The sequence below is a fragment of the Klebsiella sp. 141251 genome (genome assembly GCF_050600725.1).
Lineage (GTDB): Bacteria > Pseudomonadota > Gammaproteobacteria > Enterobacterales > Enterobacteriaceae > Klebsiella > Klebsiella aerogenes.
In genome coordinates, this window is sequence record NZ_JAQIRG010000004.1 from 143,154 (window position 1) to 160,405 (window position 17,252).

15 protein-coding genes are annotated in these 17,252 nt (G+C 59.5%); 6 read left to right on the top strand and 9 right to left on the bottom strand.

Annotation, left to right across the window (positions count from 1 at the left end):
* Positions 1–64: 64 nt before the first annotated feature.
* A complete protein-coding gene (srlR, locus tag PGR09_RS11050) occupies positions 65–838 on the top strand; it encodes a glucitol operon DNA-binding transcriptional repressor SrlR (protein ID WP_020078110.1) in 774 nt (257 codons plus the stop codon).
* The gene (gene gutQ, locus PGR09_RS11055; protein ID WP_430916144.1) at positions 831–1,796 is read left to right on the top strand and encodes an arabinose-5-phosphate isomerase GutQ; all 966 of its coding nucleotides are present in this window, start codon (positions 831–833) and stop codon (positions 1,794–1,796) included. The genes srlR and gutQ overlap by 8 nt, the downstream gene beginning before the upstream one ends.
* On the opposite strand, the gene norR is transcribed toward gutQ, so the two are convergent.
* The gene (norR, locus tag PGR09_RS11060) at positions 1,759–3,309 is read right to left on the bottom strand and encodes a nitric oxide reductase transcriptional regulator NorR (protein ID WP_430916145.1); all 1,551 of its coding nucleotides are present in this window, start codon (positions 3,307–3,309) and stop codon (positions 1,759–1,761) included. The genes gutQ and norR overlap by 38 nt on opposite strands.
* A 187-nt stretch (positions 3,310–3,496) precedes the next feature.
* Between norR and norV the strand changes: the two genes are divergently transcribed.
* Both norV and norW read left to right on the top strand, forming a co-directional pair.
* Positions 3,497–4,942, top strand: coding sequence for an anaerobic nitric oxide reductase flavorubredoxin (norV, locus tag PGR09_RS11065; RefSeq protein ID WP_047079012.1), 1,446 nt, complete (start codon positions 3,497–3,499; stop codon positions 4,940–4,942).
* Positions 4,939–6,072: an NADH:flavorubredoxin reductase NorW gene (gene norW / locus PGR09_RS11070; RefSeq protein WP_430916146.1), complete on the top strand. Its 1,134-nt coding sequence runs from the start codon at positions 4,939–4,941 to the stop codon at positions 6,070–6,072. The genes norV and norW overlap by 4 nt, the downstream gene beginning before the upstream one ends.
* A 555-nt stretch (positions 6,073–6,627) precedes the next feature.
* Here the strand turns inward: norW and PGR09_RS11075 are convergent.
* The 4 genes from PGR09_RS11075 to PGR09_RS11090 form a co-directional block, all read right to left on the bottom strand.
* A complete protein-coding gene (locus tag PGR09_RS11075) occupies positions 6,628–7,641 on the bottom strand; it encodes a HoxN/HupN/NixA family nickel/cobalt transporter (RefSeq protein WP_047044127.1) in 1,014 nt (337 codons plus the stop codon).
* Between the two features lies 1 nt (position 7,642).
* Entirely contained in the window at positions 7,643–9,871 is a 2,229-nt protein-coding gene (hypF, locus tag PGR09_RS11080; protein ID WP_430916147.1) for a carbamoyltransferase HypF, read from the bottom strand.
* 8 nt (positions 9,872–9,879) lie between these two features.
* Positions 9,880–10,407, bottom strand: a complete 528-nt coding sequence (gene hydN, locus PGR09_RS11085; RefSeq protein ID WP_015370036.1) for an electron transport protein HydN — start codon at positions 10,405–10,407, stop codon at positions 9,880–9,882.
* Positions 10,408–10,541: 134 nt separating this feature from the next.
* A complete protein-coding gene (locus PGR09_RS11090; protein WP_430916148.1) occupies positions 10,542–11,555 on the bottom strand; it encodes a LacI family DNA-binding transcriptional regulator in 1,014 nt (337 codons plus the stop codon).
* A 267-nt stretch (positions 11,556–11,822) separates the two neighbouring features.
* Between PGR09_RS11090 and ascF the strand changes: the two genes are divergently transcribed.
* Positions 11,823–13,259: a PTS cellobiose/arbutin/salicin transporter subunit IIBC gene (gene ascF / locus PGR09_RS11095; protein WP_047044120.1), complete on the top strand. Its 1,437-nt coding sequence runs from the start codon at positions 11,823–11,825 to the stop codon at positions 13,257–13,259.
* A 26-nt stretch (positions 13,260–13,285) separates the two neighbouring features.
* Positions 13,286–14,710: a 6-phospho-beta-glucosidase gene (locus PGR09_RS11100; protein ID WP_430916149.1), complete on the top strand. Its 1,425-nt coding sequence runs from the start codon at positions 13,286–13,288 to the stop codon at positions 14,708–14,710.
* Positions 14,711–14,814: 104 nt separating this feature from the next.
* Here the strand turns inward: PGR09_RS11100 and hycI are convergent, their stop codons facing one another.
* Genes hycI through PGR09_RS11120 form a run of 4 tightly spaced genes read right to left on the bottom strand, consistent with a single transcriptional unit; the run spans position 14,815 to position 17,033 of the window.
* On the bottom strand, positions 14,815–15,324 hold the full coding sequence (gene hycI / locus PGR09_RS11105; protein ID WP_047064112.1) for a hydrogenase maturation peptidase HycI: 510 nt from the start codon (positions 15,322–15,324) through the stop codon (positions 14,815–14,817).
* Positions 15,317–15,727, bottom strand: coding sequence for a formate hydrogenlyase maturation HycH family protein (locus PGR09_RS11110; protein ID WP_045395386.1), 411 nt, complete (start codon positions 15,725–15,727; stop codon positions 15,317–15,319). The genes hycI and PGR09_RS11110 overlap by 8 nt, the downstream gene beginning before the upstream one ends.
* Positions 15,724–16,491 (bottom strand): NADH-quinone oxidoreductase subunit B family protein, encoded by a 768-nt coding sequence (locus tag PGR09_RS11115; RefSeq protein WP_015370030.1) that lies wholly within the window; start codon positions 16,489–16,491, stop codon positions 15,724–15,726. Before PGR09_RS11115 ends, PGR09_RS11110 begins: the two co-directional genes overlap by 4 nt.
* The gene (locus PGR09_RS11120) at positions 16,491–17,033 is read right to left on the bottom strand and encodes a formate hydrogenlyase complex iron-sulfur subunit (protein ID WP_032715695.1); all 543 of its coding nucleotides are present in this window, start codon (positions 17,031–17,033) and stop codon (positions 16,491–16,493) included. The genes PGR09_RS11115 and PGR09_RS11120 overlap by 1 nt, the downstream gene beginning before the upstream one ends.
* Positions 17,034–17,252 lie beyond the last annotated feature (219 nt).

The following is a 17,252-nucleotide window of genomic DNA, read 5'->3' on the forward strand; positions in this document are numbered from 1 at the left end:
CGTTGTGAAAGTTAATATCTTGCGAAATTATCACTTCGAAACTTAAACGCAGGATACAACGCCTATGAAACCACGTCAGCGCCAGGCAGCCATTCTCGAGCACCTGCAATCGCAGGGCAAATGCTCGGTCGAAGAGCTGGCGCAACACTTCGACACCACCGGCACCACTATCCGCAAGGATCTGGTGATTCTGGAGAATGCCGGGACCGTCATCCGCACCTACGGCGGCGTAGTGTTAAATAAAGACGAGGCCGACCCGCCTATCGACCACAAGACGCTGATCAACACCCACAAGAAAGCGCAGATTGCCGAGGCCGCCGTGCGATACATCCACGATGGCGATTCAATTATCCTCGACGCCGGCAGCACCGTGCTGCAGATGGTGCCGCTGCTGAGCCGCTTCAATAACATCACGGTGATGACCAACAGCCTGCATATCGTCAACGCGCTTTCCGAGCTCGATAACGAGCAGACTATCCTGATGCCGGGCGGCACCTTCCGTAAAAAATCGGCCTCTTTTCACGGCCAACTGGCGGAAAATGCCTTCGAACAATTCAGCTTCGACAAGCTGTTTATGGGCACCGACGGCATTGATCTGGTGGCGGGCGTCACCACCTTTAACGAGGTCTATACCGTAAGTAAGGCGATGTGTAACGCCGCCCGAGAAGTGATCCTGATGGCCGACTCATCAAAGTTTGGCCGTAAAAGTCCCAATATTGTCTGCGGCCTTGAGCGCGTGGATAAATTGATTACCGATGCCGATATTGACCCTGAATTCCAGCGGGCGCTGGAAGCAAAAGGTATTGAAGTCATTATTACTGGAGAACATCATGAGTAACTTTTTGTTAGAGGCCGGACGCCAGACCCTGATGCTTGAACTACAGGAGGCGAGCCGCCTGCCGGAGCGCCTGGGCGACGACTTCATCCGCGCGGCGGAAACCATCATCCACTGCGAGGGCAAACTGATTGTCTCCGGTATCGGTAAATCCGGCCACATCGGTAAAAAGCTGGCGGCAACCTTCGCCAGCACCGGCACCCCGGCCTTTTTCGTCCATCCGGCGGAAGCCCTGCACGGCGATCTCGGCATGCTCGATAGCCGCGACGTGATGCTGTTTATCTCCTACTCCGGCAGCGCGAAAGAGCTGGATCTCATCGTGCCGCGGCTGGAAGAGAAATCCATTCCGCTGCTGGCGATGACCGGCAAATCCACCTCGCCGCTGGCGCTGGCGGCGAAAGCGGTGCTGGATATCGCCGTGGAGCGTGAAGCCTGTCCGATGCATCTGGCCCCGACCTCCAGCACCGTCAACACGCTGATGCTGGGCGACGCGCTGGCGATGGCGGTGATGCAGGCGCGCGGTTTCAATGAAGAAGATTTCGCACGTTCCCACCCGGCGGGCGCCCTCGGCGCGCGTCTGCTGAACAAAGTGCATCACCTGATGCGCCGCGACGAAGAAGTGCCGCGGGTCAATATCGAGGCTAACGTCATGGACGCCATGCTTGAACTAAGCCGAACCGGACTTGGCCTGGTGGCGGTCTGCGATGAAGCCAACCGCGTGCAGGGCGTTTTCACCGACGGCGACCTGCGCCGCTGGCTGGTTGCTGGCGGTACGCTCAACGATAGCGTCACTCAGGCGATGACCCGCAACGGCGTGACGCTGCAGGCGGAAAGCCGCGCGGTGGAAGCCAAAGAGCGGTTGATGAAACACAAAATCAGCGCCGCGCCGGTAGTGGATGAAAACGGCCAACTGGTCGGCGCCATCAACCTGCAGAACTTTTACCAGGCGGGGATCCTTTAAGCCCCAGACGTTTCGCCAGCCGATGCAGGTTGGCGACGTCCAGTTCCAGCGCACGGGCGGTCGCCGCCCAGTTGCGCTGGTTCGCCTCCAGCGCGCGGCTAATCGCTTCTCGCTGAAAAGCTTCGGTCGCCTCGCGCAGATTGACGTTTCCCGTCGCGGGCGCCGCTGCCGCCGTCTCAGTCGGCAACATCGGCGCCGCCACCGCAAACTGGAAATGCTGCGGCTCCAGCACCACTTCATCGCCGGCCTGGGTGGCCCGCGCCAGCACCACCGCCCGGTGAATAGCATGCTCCAGTTCGCGCACGTTGCCCGGCCAGGACCACTGCTGCAGCCTGTTTCGCGCCGCCTCAGCCAAAATGACCCGCGCCAGCCCCATCCGCAGGCGACACTGCTCACAGAAATAACCCGCCAGCAGCACCACATCATTTTCTCGCTCGCGTAGCGCCGGAACCGATAGCGGGAAGACGCTCAGCCGATGGTACAGATCGGCGCGAAAGCGCCCTTCCACCACCTCCTGGCGCAGATCGCGGTTAGTCGCCGCCAGCACCCGCACATCGACCCGCAGGCTGCGGTCATCGCCGACGCGCTGAATATCGCCATACTGCAGCACGCGCAGCAGTTTCGCCTGCAGCGCCAGCGACAGTTCGCCGATTTCGTCAAGGAACAGGGTGCCGTTATCAGCCATCTCAAATTTACCGCTGCGGTTGCTGATAGCCCCGGTAAACGCCCCTTTTACATGGCCGAACAGCTCGCTCTCCGCCACGCTTTCCGGCAGCGCCGCGCAGTTGAGATAGACCAGCGGATTAGCTGCTCGCGGCGACCCCTGATGCACCGCCTTCGCCACCAGCTCTTTACCGGTGCCGGTTTCGCCGCTAATCAGCACGTTTAAATCCGAGGCGGCGACGATATCGATCTCTTTTTTCAGCTGCAGCATAGGCGCCGACAGGCCGATAATCTCCTGACGCTCAGGCTGCGCGTAATTCACCGGCTGCGCCGGCAACACGTTTTGCGCCTCAAGGCGGGCGATGAGCAGCGCGTTATTCAAGGCGCCAGCCACCAGCGCGGCAATCAGCCGCAGCTCTTCATCGCTGAAACTATCGAAACGGTCGGCATCCATCCCGTCCAGGGTCAGCGCGCCAATCAGCGTCTGCCCGGCAAACAGCGGCAGGCCAACGCAGGCGTGAACCTTCAGGCTCTCATGACCGGGGATCAGCCCGTCGTAGGGGTCGGGCAAGTCGCTATCCGCCGGGAAGCGCACCACATCCCCGGCACGCGCAATCGCCTCAAGCCGCGGGTGCCCTTCCAGGGCAAAGCGCCGACCTAGCACATCCTGCGCCAGGCCATCAATCGCCAGCGGCACAAACTGATGCGCCTCATAGCGCAGCAGCGCCGAGGCATCGCAGCCGAGAATCTGCCGCAGGGTAGTAATCAGGCGCGAAAAACGGTCGCTGTGACCGATATCGCTTTGTAAATCAATGGCGATTCTCGCCAGCGCATCGACGGAAAAACTCATTGCCGCTCCATTGTCATTTTGACAATACACATTGTCATATCGACTATTTTAACAATAGTCATTTTGACAGCAACCAAAATCAGCAAAAATTAAAAATAGCTAATTATCAATGAATTGAAAAGTTGGCACGCAACTTGATATAAGCCAATCAACTGAGTTTAAACACACTGTATTGATTGAGGTTGCTATGTCTATTGCGGTTAAAAATAACATTCTTTGGGTTGGCCAACGCGATTGGGAAGTGCGTGATTTCCACGGTACCGAATATAAAACGCTGCGCGGCAGCAGCTATAACAGCTATCTCATCCGCGAAGAGAAAAACGTGCTGATCGATACCGTCGATCATAAATTCAGCCGCGAGTTCGTGCAGAACCTGCGCTGTGAAATCGATCTGGCTGACCTCGACTACATCGTGATTAACCACGCCGAAGAGGACCATGCCGGCGCGTTGACCGAACTGATGATGCAGATCCCGGATACGCCGATTTACTGCACCGCCAACGCCATCGACTCGATCAACGGCCATCATCATCATCCGGAGTGGAACTTCCACGTGGTGAAAACCGGCGATACTCTCGATATCGGTAATGGTAAACAGCTGATCTTCGTGGAAACGCCGATGCTGCACTGGCCTGACAGCATGATGACCTACCTGACCGGCGACGCGGTGCTGTTCAGCAACGACGCCTTCGGCCAGCACTACTGCGACGAACACCTGTTCAACGATGAAGTGGACCAGATTGAACTGTACGAACAGTGCCAGCGCTACTACGCCAACATCCTGACGCCGTTCAGCCGCCTGGTGACGCCGAAAATTACTGAAATCCTCGGTTTCAACCTGCCGGTGGATATGATTGCCACCTCCCATGGCGTGGTCTGGCGCGATAACCCGACGCAAATCGTCGAGAAATACCTCGAGTGGGCAGCGGATTATCAGGAAGATCGCATCACCCTCTTCTACGACACCATGTCCAATAACACTCGTATGATGGCGGACGCCATCGCTCAGGGGATCACTGAAGTCGACCCGCGGGTGGCGGTGAAAATCTTCAACGTCGCCCGCAGCGACAAAAACGACATTCTGACCAACGTTTTCCGCTCGAAAGGCGTACTGGTGGGCACCTCCACCATGAACAACGTAATGATGCCGAAAATCGCCGGGCTGGTGGAAGAGATGACCGGGCTGCGTTTTCGTAATAAACGCGCCAGCGCCTTTGGCTCGCACGGCTGGAGCGGCGGCGCGGTAGACCGCCTGTCCACCCGCCTGCAGGATGCCGGTTTTGAGATGTCGCTGAGCCTGAAAGCCAAATGGCGTCCGGATATCGACGCGCTGGAACTGTGCCGCCAACACGGTCGCGACATCGCCCGCCAGTGGGCCCTCTCGCCGCTGCCGGTTGCTGAAGCAGCGACAACGCCGGAACCACAGGACTGCGCCTGTGCCGCCGCCGCGGCCGATCTCGGTCCCATGATGCAGTGCAGCGTGTGCCAGTGGGTCTATGACCCGGCGAAAGGCGAACCTAACCAGGATGTACAGCCGGGCACGCCGTGGAGTGAAGTGCCGGACAATTTCCTCTGCCCTGAGTGTTCTCTTGGCAAAGATGTCTTTGACGTACTGGCGACGGAGGCAAAATGAGTGATGGCATCGTCATCATCGGCTCGGGCTTCGCGGCCCGCCAGCTGGTGAAAAATATTCGTAAGCAGGATACGCAAATTCCGCTGACGTTAATCGCCGCCGATAGCATGGATGAGTACAACAAACCGGATCTCAGCCATGTCATCAGCCGCGGGCTGAAAGCCGACGATCTGACCCTGCAAAGCGCCGGCGAGTTCGCCGAGCAGTATAATCTGCGTCTGTTTCCCCATACCTGGGTAAGCGATATCGACGCCGAAAACAGGTTAGTGAAGAGCCAGGATAACCAGTGGCGCTACGACAAACTGGTGCTGGCCACCGGTGCGACGCCGTTTATCCCGCCGGTGCCGGGGCGCGAGCTGATGCTGACGCTGAACAGCCAGCGCGAATATGGCGCGGCGCAGAGCCAGCTGCACGACGCGAAGCGCGTGCTGATCGTCGGCGGCGGCCTGATTGGCTGCGAACTGGCGATGGATTTCTGCCGCGCCGGTAAAGCGGTAACGGTCGTCGATAACTCAGCCAGCGTGCTGGCGGCGCTGATGCCGCCGGAGGCCAGCAGCCGCCTGCAGCATCGGCTTACCGAGATGGGCGTACATCTGATGCTCAAAACGCAGCTTGAGGGGCTGGAGCAAACCGCCGACGGCGTTCGCGTCAGCCTCGACCGCCAGCGCGCGATAACCGTCGATGCGGTCGTTGCCGCCGCCGGCCTGCGCCCGGAAACGTCGCTGGCGCGCCATGCCGGATTGCGGATTAACCGCGGCGTGGTGGTCAATAGCCAACTGCAAACCAGCGATCCGGCGATTTATGCGCTCGGCGACTGCGCGGAAATCAACGGTACGGTACTGCCGTTCCTGCAGCCGATTTTACTCAGTGCCATGTGCCTGAGTAAAAATCTACTGGCGCAAGCGGGCGAGCTCACCTTGCCGCCAATGCTGGTGAAAGTGAAAACGCCGGATCTGCCTCTGCATCTGGCCGGCGACACCCGCCGCGACGATCTGACGTGGAATATCGTGGCCGCCAAAGAGGGGCTGGTGGCGAAAGGTCTGGATACCGAAAACCAGCTGCGGGCCTTTGTGGTGAGCGAAGATAAAATGAAGGAAGCCTTTGCGCTGCTCAAGCAACTGGTGAGGTGATTACCGTCCAGGCGACCCTGTTATGCCGGGTGGCGCTACGCTTACCCGGCCTACGGTCCATGCGGCCTGCCTTTAATTTATTCACCATGCTGGCTGAAACTGCCGCTGTTGGTGGCCACAAAATCGCTGAGACGTTACAGGCAGGCCGGGGCAGCCCGCATGGATGCGGGCTGAGGGCCGTGTTTTGCAAGGAGGCTGCCTCGGCCCGACCCGAAGCCTGCCGGGATAAGTCGAAGGCACCACGAAGTGGCGATTTTGGCGGCCAGAGCCCGGGGGTACAGGGGGCGGCGGCGACTGGCCGCCCCCTGTGCGCTCCCTGCGCCACGGAAAACATATTGCAGAAAAATTAACCGGGAGCGCAATATCCTCTGAAACGACACGCGATAAACGTTTTTCTAAAGCGAAAAGTTGCAAACCGATAACAGTATCTACAGTTCTGGTGAGGTGATGGTTTTCCCGGCTCGCGGCGTAAACGCCTTAGCCGGGCTACAGTCGGGCTACAGTATTGTCCTGGTAGCTCGGCTAAGCGCAGCGCAAGCCGGGAAAATAACCAGCCTAGCGCGCCAGATTATCGTAGCCGCGCCAGCGATAATTTAGCACCGACAGCGCCCAACAAACGACGAACAGCCCCACCACCACAAACCCGGCATCGCCGAGGTTATCGTTTAACGCCCCTACCCAGCGCCACACCCCGCCGCTTAAGGCGAACTTATCCATTAACAGCCCCAGCGCCTCCAGGCCGCCGATAAACAGCGCCACCACCACCGAGGTACCGGTGATGGTCATATTGTAATAGAGCTTGCGCTGCGGCTTACTGAACGCCCAGCCGTAGGCGCCGACCATCAGCACATTATCAAGCGTATCCACCAGCGCCATACCGCTGGCGAACAGCGCCGGGAAGACCATTATCGACCAAATCGAAATGCCGCTCGACGCGCCGGCGGCGGAAATACCCAGCACGCCGATTTCGGTGGCGGTATCAAAGCCGAGACCAAACAAAAAGCCCACCAGATACATCTGCCAGCTGCGGCTTATCAGCCGGAAGGTTTTGCCAAACAACCAGCTCATCATGCCGCCGCCGCTAACTATCTCATCGCTGACCTTTTCACCGCGCTTCCACGCCTGGAAGCTGCGCCACACGCTGCGCAAAATCACCAGATTGACCAGCGCCATTGCCAGCAGGAACAGCGCCGATACCGCGGTGCCAATCACGCTGCCGGTATCGTGTAGCCAGCTCATCTGCTGGCTGAAGGCGGTGGCCGTCGCGGCAATCGCCGCCGACGCCAGCACTACGATCGACGAATGCCCTAGCGAAAACCACGCCCCGACGCCAAACGGCCGCCGCCCCTGCTGCATCATCTTGCGGGTGACGCTATCAATCGCCGCAATATGGTCGGCGTCGACCGCATGGCGCAGACCGTAACCCCAGGCCAGCAGACTGGCGGCCATCAATGCCCCGCTATCGCCAAACGCCTGAAACGCCCATAGCCAGGCCAGGGCGTTCGCGGCGATAAGTCCCAGAACCAGCGCCGCCGCACGCGGCTGTTGGCGTAAAATCATCGTTATCATCTTAAATCCTTTGAGACTGCCAGCGGGCGGCGGCCACCACCGCCTGACCGTAGGCGATCGCGCCATCGCCAGCGGGAAGCTGCTGCGGCAAAAACAAAGTAAAATCAGAAAGGTAATCGCTGAGGCGGGCGGCGAGCAGCTGATTATGCAGTACGCCGCCGCTACAAACGATTGTCGCGATCCCGCGGGAAGCGGCGCAGTCACGCGCCATCGCCGCCAGCCCCCAGGCCAGCGCATCATGAAAGGCCCAGGCTTTCTGCGCGGGCGTCGCCTGCCAGCGCAACCACTGTCGCCAGAAGGTGGATAAGTCCAGCTCGCCGCCGCGCCAGGGCAGCGTGACCGGATGGCTGACGCCCGGACAGCTGGCGGCCAGCGCCTCCAGCCGACAGGCCGCCTCGCCTTCGTAGCTCAGGCTCTCCGGCGCGCAATCCAGCGCGCAGGCAACGGCATCAAACAGCCGTCCGCAGGAAGAGGCGCGCGGCGAATTAATGCCGCGTTCGATGGCCTGCGCCAATAGCGGCCAGTTTCGCTGCCCCAGCGCGGCGGTTGGCGGGTATGACTGCCAGTCGGGAATAAATGCCAGGCACTGGGCCAACAAATTTCGCCACGGCTGGCGTGCCGCCAGATCGCCGCCCGGCAGCGCGACGGCCGGGAGGCCGCCAAGATGTTCGCATTCGCGGTAGTTCACCCGCAGGCATTCGCCGCCCCACAGCGCGCCGTTTTCCCCCATCCCGATGCCATCAAGGGTCAGGGCGATCACATCGCCGCCGTCGAGCGGCCAGCGGTGTTCCGCCAGGCAAGCCGCCGCGTGGGCATGGTGATGCAGTACCGGCTCGACCGGTAACGACATTGACGCCGCCCACTGCGTCGAGCGATAGCCGGGATGGGCGTCAACCGCCACCCGCTGCGGCGCAAACACATAAATGCTCTGCATTAACCGCAGCGCACTGCGCCACTGTTGCTCGACGCCCTCCTCGCCGAGATCGCCAAAATGCTGGCTCAGCACCGCTTCGTCGCCGCGCGCCAGGCAGAAGGTATTTTTCATATCCGCCCCCAGCGCCAGCAGCGGCGGAATATTATCCAGGCCCGGCGGCAGCGGCAGCGCATCCGGCACGTAGCCACGGGCGCGGCGCAGCATCTCACCGCTTGAGCGCACCAGCGAATCGTCCATACGTTGCACGATATCGCGATTATGTAGCAGAAAACCGTCGGCTATATCGGCTAAGTCGGTGAGCGCTTCTTGATTACTCAACGCCGGAGGGCGGCCGCTGAGGTTGCCGGAGGTCATCACTATCGGGCGCGCCAGCGCCTGCAGAAGTAAATGCTGCAGCGGATTAGACGGCAGCATCACCCCGACTTCCGCAAGCCCTGGCGCAATCTCGTCACACAGACCGGGAACCTGCGCTTTAGCCAGCAATACAATCGGCGCGGCGGGCGAGCGCAGCAGCGCCGCCGCCGCCGCGGGTAACTCCGCTGCCGTCGGCAGCATTACCGCCAGCGGTTTTGCCGGGCGCCGTTTTCGCGCGCGCAGCGCTGCCACCGCCACGCTATTGCCGGCATCGCAGGCCAGATGAAAACCGCCAATCCCTTTTATCGCCACAATATCGCCCGCCGCCAGCCGCGCGATGGCCGCCTGCAGCGCCGCTTCAGCGAATAGCGTTAGCGTTCCCGCCCGCCACTCCAGCTGCGGGCCGCAATCGGCACAGGCCACCGGCTGGGCGTGAAAACGGCGATCGGCAGGCTCCCGATACTCGGCAGCGCAGCGCGGACACAGCGGGAACGGCGCCATCGCGGTAAAGGGGCGATCGTAGGGCATGGCGCGAATAATGGTGAAGCGCGGCCCGCAGTGGGTACAGTTGATAAAGGGGTAGCGGTAGCGGCGTTCTTGCGGATCGTTCATCTCCGCCAGGCACGCCGGGCAGGTTGCAGCATCGGGAACAATCTGCGTGCGCATACTGCCGCCGCCGCTGTGGCGTATGGTGAAATCCTGAGGAAGCTTATGCCAGTGAAACGGGGTGCAGTCGGTGCTGTCAATACGCGCCAGCGGCGGACAGTGACGGGCCAACGCGGCGGTAAAACCACCGTCGTCGCCGATCAGCCTGACCAGCACGCCGTCGCCATCGTTACAGACATCGCCGCCGCGCGCCATTTGTCGCGCCAGCTGCCAGACGAAGGGGCGGAAACCCACCCCCTGCACTTTGCCGCGAATGCGGATTTGCACCCCGTTCATGCGGCGTATTACCAGGCCAGCGCCGTACGGCGACGTTTTTCGAGGTTCATCTGCTCAAGCTTGTTGCGGTCAACGCAAACCAGCGCGTGCGTCGGACAGGCTTCAATGCAGGCCGGGCCGCTATCGCGCTGGTGGCACAGGTCGCACTTGTTGGCTTCGGCTTTTTCCGCCATGACGTTCAACCCGGCGCCGCTGTGGCGAACGACCGGGCGCACCACCACTTCCATCGCCCCATACGGGCAGGCGACAACGCAGGTTTTACAGCCGATGCAGCGCTCCTGCATCACGTGGACAAAGCCTTTATCGCGGCTGATGGCGCCGTTCGGGCAGACGTTGGCGCATGGCGCGTCTTCACATTGACGACAGGCCGTCGCCGTCGACACATTGACGCCTTTGATCACGTGAATACGCGGCAGGAACGACTGCGGCGTCAGCGCGGCGCAATCCTGATTTTCCTGATGAGAGACCACGCAGGCCACTTCACAGGTGCGGCAGCCGATGCATTTGCTCGCATCGGCGATAATGAAACGGTTCATCCATTTCTCCAGCGGAAAGAAGTTAACGCGCCGGATTATGCATAATACGTTCCAACTTTTATTTGATTGAAATTTAAGGGAATTAAATTAACAGCTGCTGTCATCGTCACAACTGACGATGACAGATGACGACATCAGGCATGCGGGCCGCGCGCCAACGACTCGCGTTCAATCAGCTCGCCGGGGAAAGTTTGCTGATATTTAAATTCGCCGCCGTCGAGCATAAAGATCAGCCTGTTGATGCTCTCTTTCATCATTTCGGTGACCGGAATTTTAACGCTGGAGAGCGAGGGGATCACATACGGCGCCAGCGTGATGTCATCGAAACCGATCACCGATACCTGCTGCGGCACCGCGATCCCCTGCTGGTGCAGTTGCTTAATCGCGCCGATCGCCATGTCGTCATTACTGGCGACCAGCGCGCTGAAACTGACGCCGCGTTGGCTGAGCGCTTCGACAGCGGCGGCACCGGTGTGCGGCGTCCAGCGCCCTTCGACGATCAGTTCTTGCCGTACGGGAAGCCCCTGGCCTGCCAGCGCGTCTTTATAACCAGAGAGACGCTCAACCCCGGTAGGCGAATCCAGCGAACCGGTGATAAACGCAATGTCGCGATGACCGCTGGTAATTAACTTTTCAACCGCCATCCGCGCCGAGGCTTTGTGATCGGACCATACGCAGTGGCTGGCGTGGCGGCGCAGGCGACGGTTCAGCACCACGATCGGCTGCTCATGATTGTCGATGATCTCATCCATTTCATCGACGCTTAGAAAGCGCGGATAGATGATGATCGCGTCGCAGCGCAGGTCGAGCAGATACTGAATCGCCTCGCGCTCTTCTTGCGCGCTGTGTTTGCCGTCGGCAAGGATCAGCTGCCGCCCCTGATCTTCCGTCAGCCGCGCCACGTGAAACAGCAGTTCGCTGAAATAAACGCCGTGATAAAGGGTGTTGGTTACCACCAGCCCGATGGTCTGGCTTTTTTTGGTCGCCAGATTGCGCGCCAGCAGATTCGGCCGATAGCCGCTTTCGGCAATTGCCTGAAATACCCGGTCTTTGGTTTCCTGGCTGACATAGCCGTTGCCCGACAGCACCCGCGAAACGGTCGCCTTTGATACTCCCGCGCGCTTCGCAACCTCCAGCATCGTTGCCATGGGGTTCTTCCTGTAACTTAAGTTGCCTGCAGTGTACTGCACGTCTCGCCGTTTTTCAGCAGTCGGCATCGCCCTGATGTTGCTCTGCCCCTGCTTATAAAGCGATCAAAATCACAAATTTGCAAAGTGAGTTTTTTAGTTCTTGTATGACTCAATGAAACTCATCATGATTTTGTGGAACCGGTTTCCTATGCATATACCGCGCATAGCCGCCGTCAGGCGCTGGCGTGTAATCAGTACCCTATTGATAAAACAGGATAAAATCCGATGTCTAAAAATTATGCAGCCCTGGCGAACCAGATCCTGACGGCGATCGGCGGCGCAGATAACGTCGTTGCCGTGACCCACTGCATGACCCGCCTGCGCTTCGTGGTGAAAGATAATCAACGCGTGGACGCCCCGGCGCTGAAAGCGCTGCAAGGGGTACTTGGCGTCGTGCGTAGCGATAACCAGTGCCAGGTGATCATCGGCAATACCGTCTCGCAGGCGTATCGCGAGGTGCTGAATTTGCTGCCCGGCGAGTTGCGCCCGGCGGAGCCGCAAGGGAAACCGCCGCTGACCTTAAAACGCATCGGCGCCGGGATCCTTGATGCGCTGATCGGCACCATGTCGCCGCTGATCCCGGCGATTATCGGCGGATCGATGGTCAAACTGCTGGCGATGATCCTGGAGATGAGCGGCGCGTTGCCAAAAGGCTCGCCGACGCTGACCATTCTGACGCTTATCGGCGACGGCGCGTTCTTCTTCCTGCCGCTGATGGTTGCCGCTTCCGCGGCGGTAAAATTCAAAACCAATATGTCGCTGGCTATCGCCATCGCCGGGGTGCTGGTGCATCCGGGGTTCATCGAATTAATGGCTAAAGCCGCGCAGGGCGAGCACGTTGAATTCGCCTTCATTCCGGTTACCGCGGTGAAATACACCTACACGGTGATCCCGGCGCTGGTGATGACCTGGTGTCTCTCTTATATCGAGCGCTGGGTCGATCGCATCACCCCGGCGGTGACGAAAAACTTCCTTAAACCGATGCTGATCGTGCTGATTGCCGCGCCGCTGGCGATCCTGCTGATTGGCCCGCTCGGCATCTGGATCGGCAGCGCAATCTCCGCGCTGGTGTACACGATCCATAGCTATCTCGGCTGGCTGTCGGTGGCGATCATGGGTGGACTCTGGCCGCTGCTGGTGATGACCGGGATGCACCGCGTCTTTACGCCAACCATCATTCAGACCATCGCCGAAACCGGCAAAGAAGGCATGGTGATGCCATCGGAAATCGGCGCCAACCTGTCGCTGGGCGGATCGTCGCTGGCGGTGGCGTGGAAAACCAAAAACCCGGAGCTGCGCCAGACCGCATTAGCGGCAGCGGCATCGGCGATTCTGGCCGGGATTTCCGAACCGGCGCTGTACGGCGTGGCGGTACGTCTGAAACGCCCGCTGGTCGCCAGCTTAATCAGCGGCTTTATTTGCGGCGCGGTGGCGGGGATTGCCGGGCTGGCCAGCCATTCGATGGCGGCGCCGGGGCTGTTCACCAGCGTCCAGTTTTTCGATCCGGCCAATCCGATGACTATCGTTTGGGTCTTTGGCGTGATGGCGCTGTCGGTGGTGCTCTCCTTTGTGCTGACGCTGCTGCTCGGTTTTGAAGATATCCCGGTAGAAAATGCCGCCGCCGACGCCAGACAGCGCCAGGGCGCGGCCACTCACGCCTGAACACTTTTTTGAACGCGAGGTAACGCATGTCGAGTTTTCCACACGGATTTTTATGGGGCGGCGCTCTGGCCGCCAACCAGTCTGAAGGCGCTTATCTTGAAGGCGGCAAAGGGCTGACGACCGTTGATACTATTCCGCACGGCGCCCATCGCCTGGCGGTGAAGCTGGGCCAGGAGAAGCGCTTTACGCTTCGCGAAGATGAATTCTACCCAAGCCACGTGGCGATCGATTTTTACCATCGCTATAAAGAGGATATCGCCCTGATGGCGGAGATGGGGTTTAGCGTCTTTCGTACCTCTATCGCCTGGAGCCGCCTGTTCCCGCGCGGTGATGAACAACAGCCAAACCCGGAAGGTATCGCTTTCTACCGTGCGATGTTCGAGGAGTGCAGAAAGTACGGGATCGAACCGCTGGTCACCCTGTGCCACTTTGATGTACCGATGCATCTGGTGACGGAATATGGCTCCTGGCGTAATCGGAAGATGGTCGATTTCTTCAGCCACTATGCGCGCACCTGCTTTGAAGTATTTGACGGTCTGGTGAAATACTGGCTTACCTTCAATGAAATCAACATCATGCTGCATAGTCCCTACTCCGGCGCCGGTCTGGTGTTTGAGGAGGGAGAAAATCAGGAGCAGGTGAAATACCAGGCCGCGCATCACGAGCTGGTGGCTAGCGCGCTGGCGACAAAAATCGCCCATCAGGTCAACCCGCAAAACCAGGTCGGCTGCATGCTGGCGGGCGGTAACTTCTACCCGTATTCCTGTAAGCCGGAAGATGTCTGGATGGCGCTGGAAAAAGATCGTGAAAACCTGTTCTTTATCGATGTACAGGCACGCGGCGCCTATCCGGTGTGGGCCGCGCGGGTATTCCGCGAGAAAGGCGTCACTATTGCCAAACAGCCGGGCGACGACGAAATCCTTAAAAACACCGTCGATTTCGTCTCCTTTAGCTATTACGCCTCGCGCTGCGCGTCAGCGGAGATGAACGCCAGCAACACCAACGCCGCCAATATCGTCAAGTCGCTGAAGAATCCGTATATTGCCGCCAGCGAATGGGGCTGGGGCATCGATCCGCTCGGCCTGCGCATCACCATGAACATGATGTATGACCGCTATCAGAAACCGCTATTCCTCGTGGAAAACGGGCTCGGCGCGCGCGATGAGATCGACGCCAACGGCGAAATCAACGACGACTACCGCATTAGCTATCTGCGTGAACACATCAAGGCGATGCGCGACGCCATCGATGATGGCATTCCGGTCATCGGCTATACCAGCTGGGGCTGTATCGATTTGGTCTCCGCCTCCACCGGCGAGATGAGCAAGCGCTACGGTTTCGTGTATGTCGATCGCGACGATGCCGGAAACGGCACGCTTGCGCGCAAGCGCAAGAAATCGTTCTGGTGGTATAAGAAGGTCATCGCCAGCAACGGGGCGGATCTGGAGTAGTCGGTATTGCCGGGTGGCGGCTTACGCCTTACCCGGCCTACGGTCCGTACGGCCTGCCGTTATTTTATTCACCACGCTGGCTGAAACTGCCGGTGTTGGTGGCCTCAAAATCGCTGAGACGTTCCCGGAAGGCCGGGGAACGCCTCTTCCTCGGCCGCTTCCAGCGCGGCAAAACCGCCCTGCTCCTGCCAGCCATCAAGCCGCGCGTATACCGTCGCGACGGCATCCTTAACAGGCTGAGTCATCGGGTAATAGAAACCGACTATATCGGGCTGAATGCCCACAAAAATCACCTCGCCAACATCCTCTTTTAACTGATCGATAAGATAGTTAAGCGGCATATTGTGGGTGGTCATCATAAACATGTCGGCGATATCGTCCGGGTCGACAATACGGATTTCGCCGGGATTAAGCCCCATATCGGTCGCGTCGACGATCAGTAGCCGGGTCGGGCGCAGCTCGCGGATGGCGACGATATCGTTTTCCGGCGCGCTGCCGCCGTCAATCACCACCCAGCCGCCGACCGGATTGGCCGCGCACATTTCCGCCAGCAGCGGGCCTGCGCCGTCATCGCCCATCATGCTGTTGCCGACACACAGTAAAACGTCAGTCACGTAGTCTCCTCACCATCAGATAGATGGCGCTTTCCTGGTGAATATCGTGCAGCATGCTGAGCAGGGTTTTACTCCACGCCTGCTGCTCCGGGGTCTGCGCGGACTGCGCTTTATCAAAGGCGTTAGCCAGCATCGCCACGTGATTACTGTCGATAACGATCTCGCCATACTTCGGTACGCCTTCCATTTTGCGCCGCGCGGCGCTGCCCGCCTCCAGCGTGCCGATCCACGCCAGATAGTCCTCCCACGGGCAGCTTAACGCCGCTTCCAGGCAGTCGATGACGCCGAGGTGGTGGCCAATCGCCAGGCTGTAATAGACCACCTGCTGCGCCTGATCCGGCGTCGCGTCGTTCTCATCAATAAATTTACGGCTCAGCTGACTGAACACCACCGTCTCGCTCATCGGATACGCGCCCCCTCGACCACCTGATTCAGGTGCGTAACGATCTCGGTCAGACGCGGATCTTTCTCCGCCTCCAGCCAGCGCAGTACCTGATTATCTCCCTGCCCCAGAAGACGCATATAGTCGTCGGCGATCTGGCGGCCATAGCGATAGCCGGCCAGACGGCGCGCTTCGCGATCGATACGTACCCGCAGCGGCTGAACCATGTTGGGATGCAGCAATTCGGTTGGCTGGTCGTCAAGCTCGCCCGGCTGACGGGCGTGGATTTTTTGCTCCAGCAGACCGAGCGCCATCGCAAAACCGTACAGCGTGGCGGCAGGCGTCGGCGGACAGCCCGGAATATAGACATCGACCGGCACAATTTTGTCGGTGCCGCCCCATACGCAGTACAAATCGTGGAAGATACCACCGCTGTTGCCGCAGGCGCCGTAAGAGATGCAGATTTTCGGATCCGGCGCCGATTGCCAGGCGCGCAGCGCCGGCGAACGCATCGCGCGGGTCACCGCGCCGGTAAACAGCAGAATATCGGCATGGCGCGGCGACGGAACTACTTTAATTCCGAAGCGTTCGGCGTCGAATAGCGGCGAAAGGGTGGCGAAAATCTCGATTTCACATCCGTTACAGCCGCCGCAGTCGACGCGGTAAACATAGGCGGAACGTTTGATTTTTTTCAGCAGCGAGGCCTTCATGCTGGCGATGGATTCATCCACCGTCATCGGCAGCGGAATGCCGTTTTCATCGCGCGGGCCTAATAAATTGCTCATCAGCTGGCCTCCCTCATGTGGCGAGTCAGTTCAATACGATCGGACGGCACCAGGCATTTCTGGCGTTTGCATTCCGGGCAGGTCTCAAAACTTTCGCGGTGCAATTCGGCGCGGGTATCGCCGTTGTGCTTAAGCAGCGCAATGGCGTAGTCGATCTCTTTTTGTACCGCGAAAGGCCGCGCGCAGACCCGACAGTGGCAAATGGCAAAGCGCGATTGCTGGAGGAAATCCTCTTTTTTCCACACCGCCAGTTCATACTCCTGCGACAGCTTAATCGCCGCCGTCGGGCAGACCTCTTCACAGCGGCCGCAGAAAATACAGCGCCCGAGGTTGAACTGCCACGCCAGCTGGTTAGTCGCCAGATCGGTCTCTACCGTCAGGGCGTTAGACGGACAGGCATTCACGCAGGCCGCGCAGCCGATGCACTGCTGCGGATTGTGCTCCGGTTTGCCGCGGAAGTTTTTATCCACCGGCATCGGCTCCAGCGGATAGGAGTGGGTCGCGGTGCCGGTCTTGATGACTTTTTTAATAAAGGTAAACATTGTTGCTCCCAGGTTGTGTGCGGCCTTTTTCCCTCACCCTAGCCCTCTCCCTGAAAGGGAGAGGGGACAGTTGTGCACGGTCAGTGAATTCGCACTCGTTCTGCCCTTCCTTCTCTCCCTTGTGGGGAGAGGGGACAGTTCTGCCCTTCCTTCTCTCCCTTGTGGTGAGAGGGGACAGCTCTGCCCTTCCCCCTCTCCCCTGTGGGGAGAGGGTCGGGG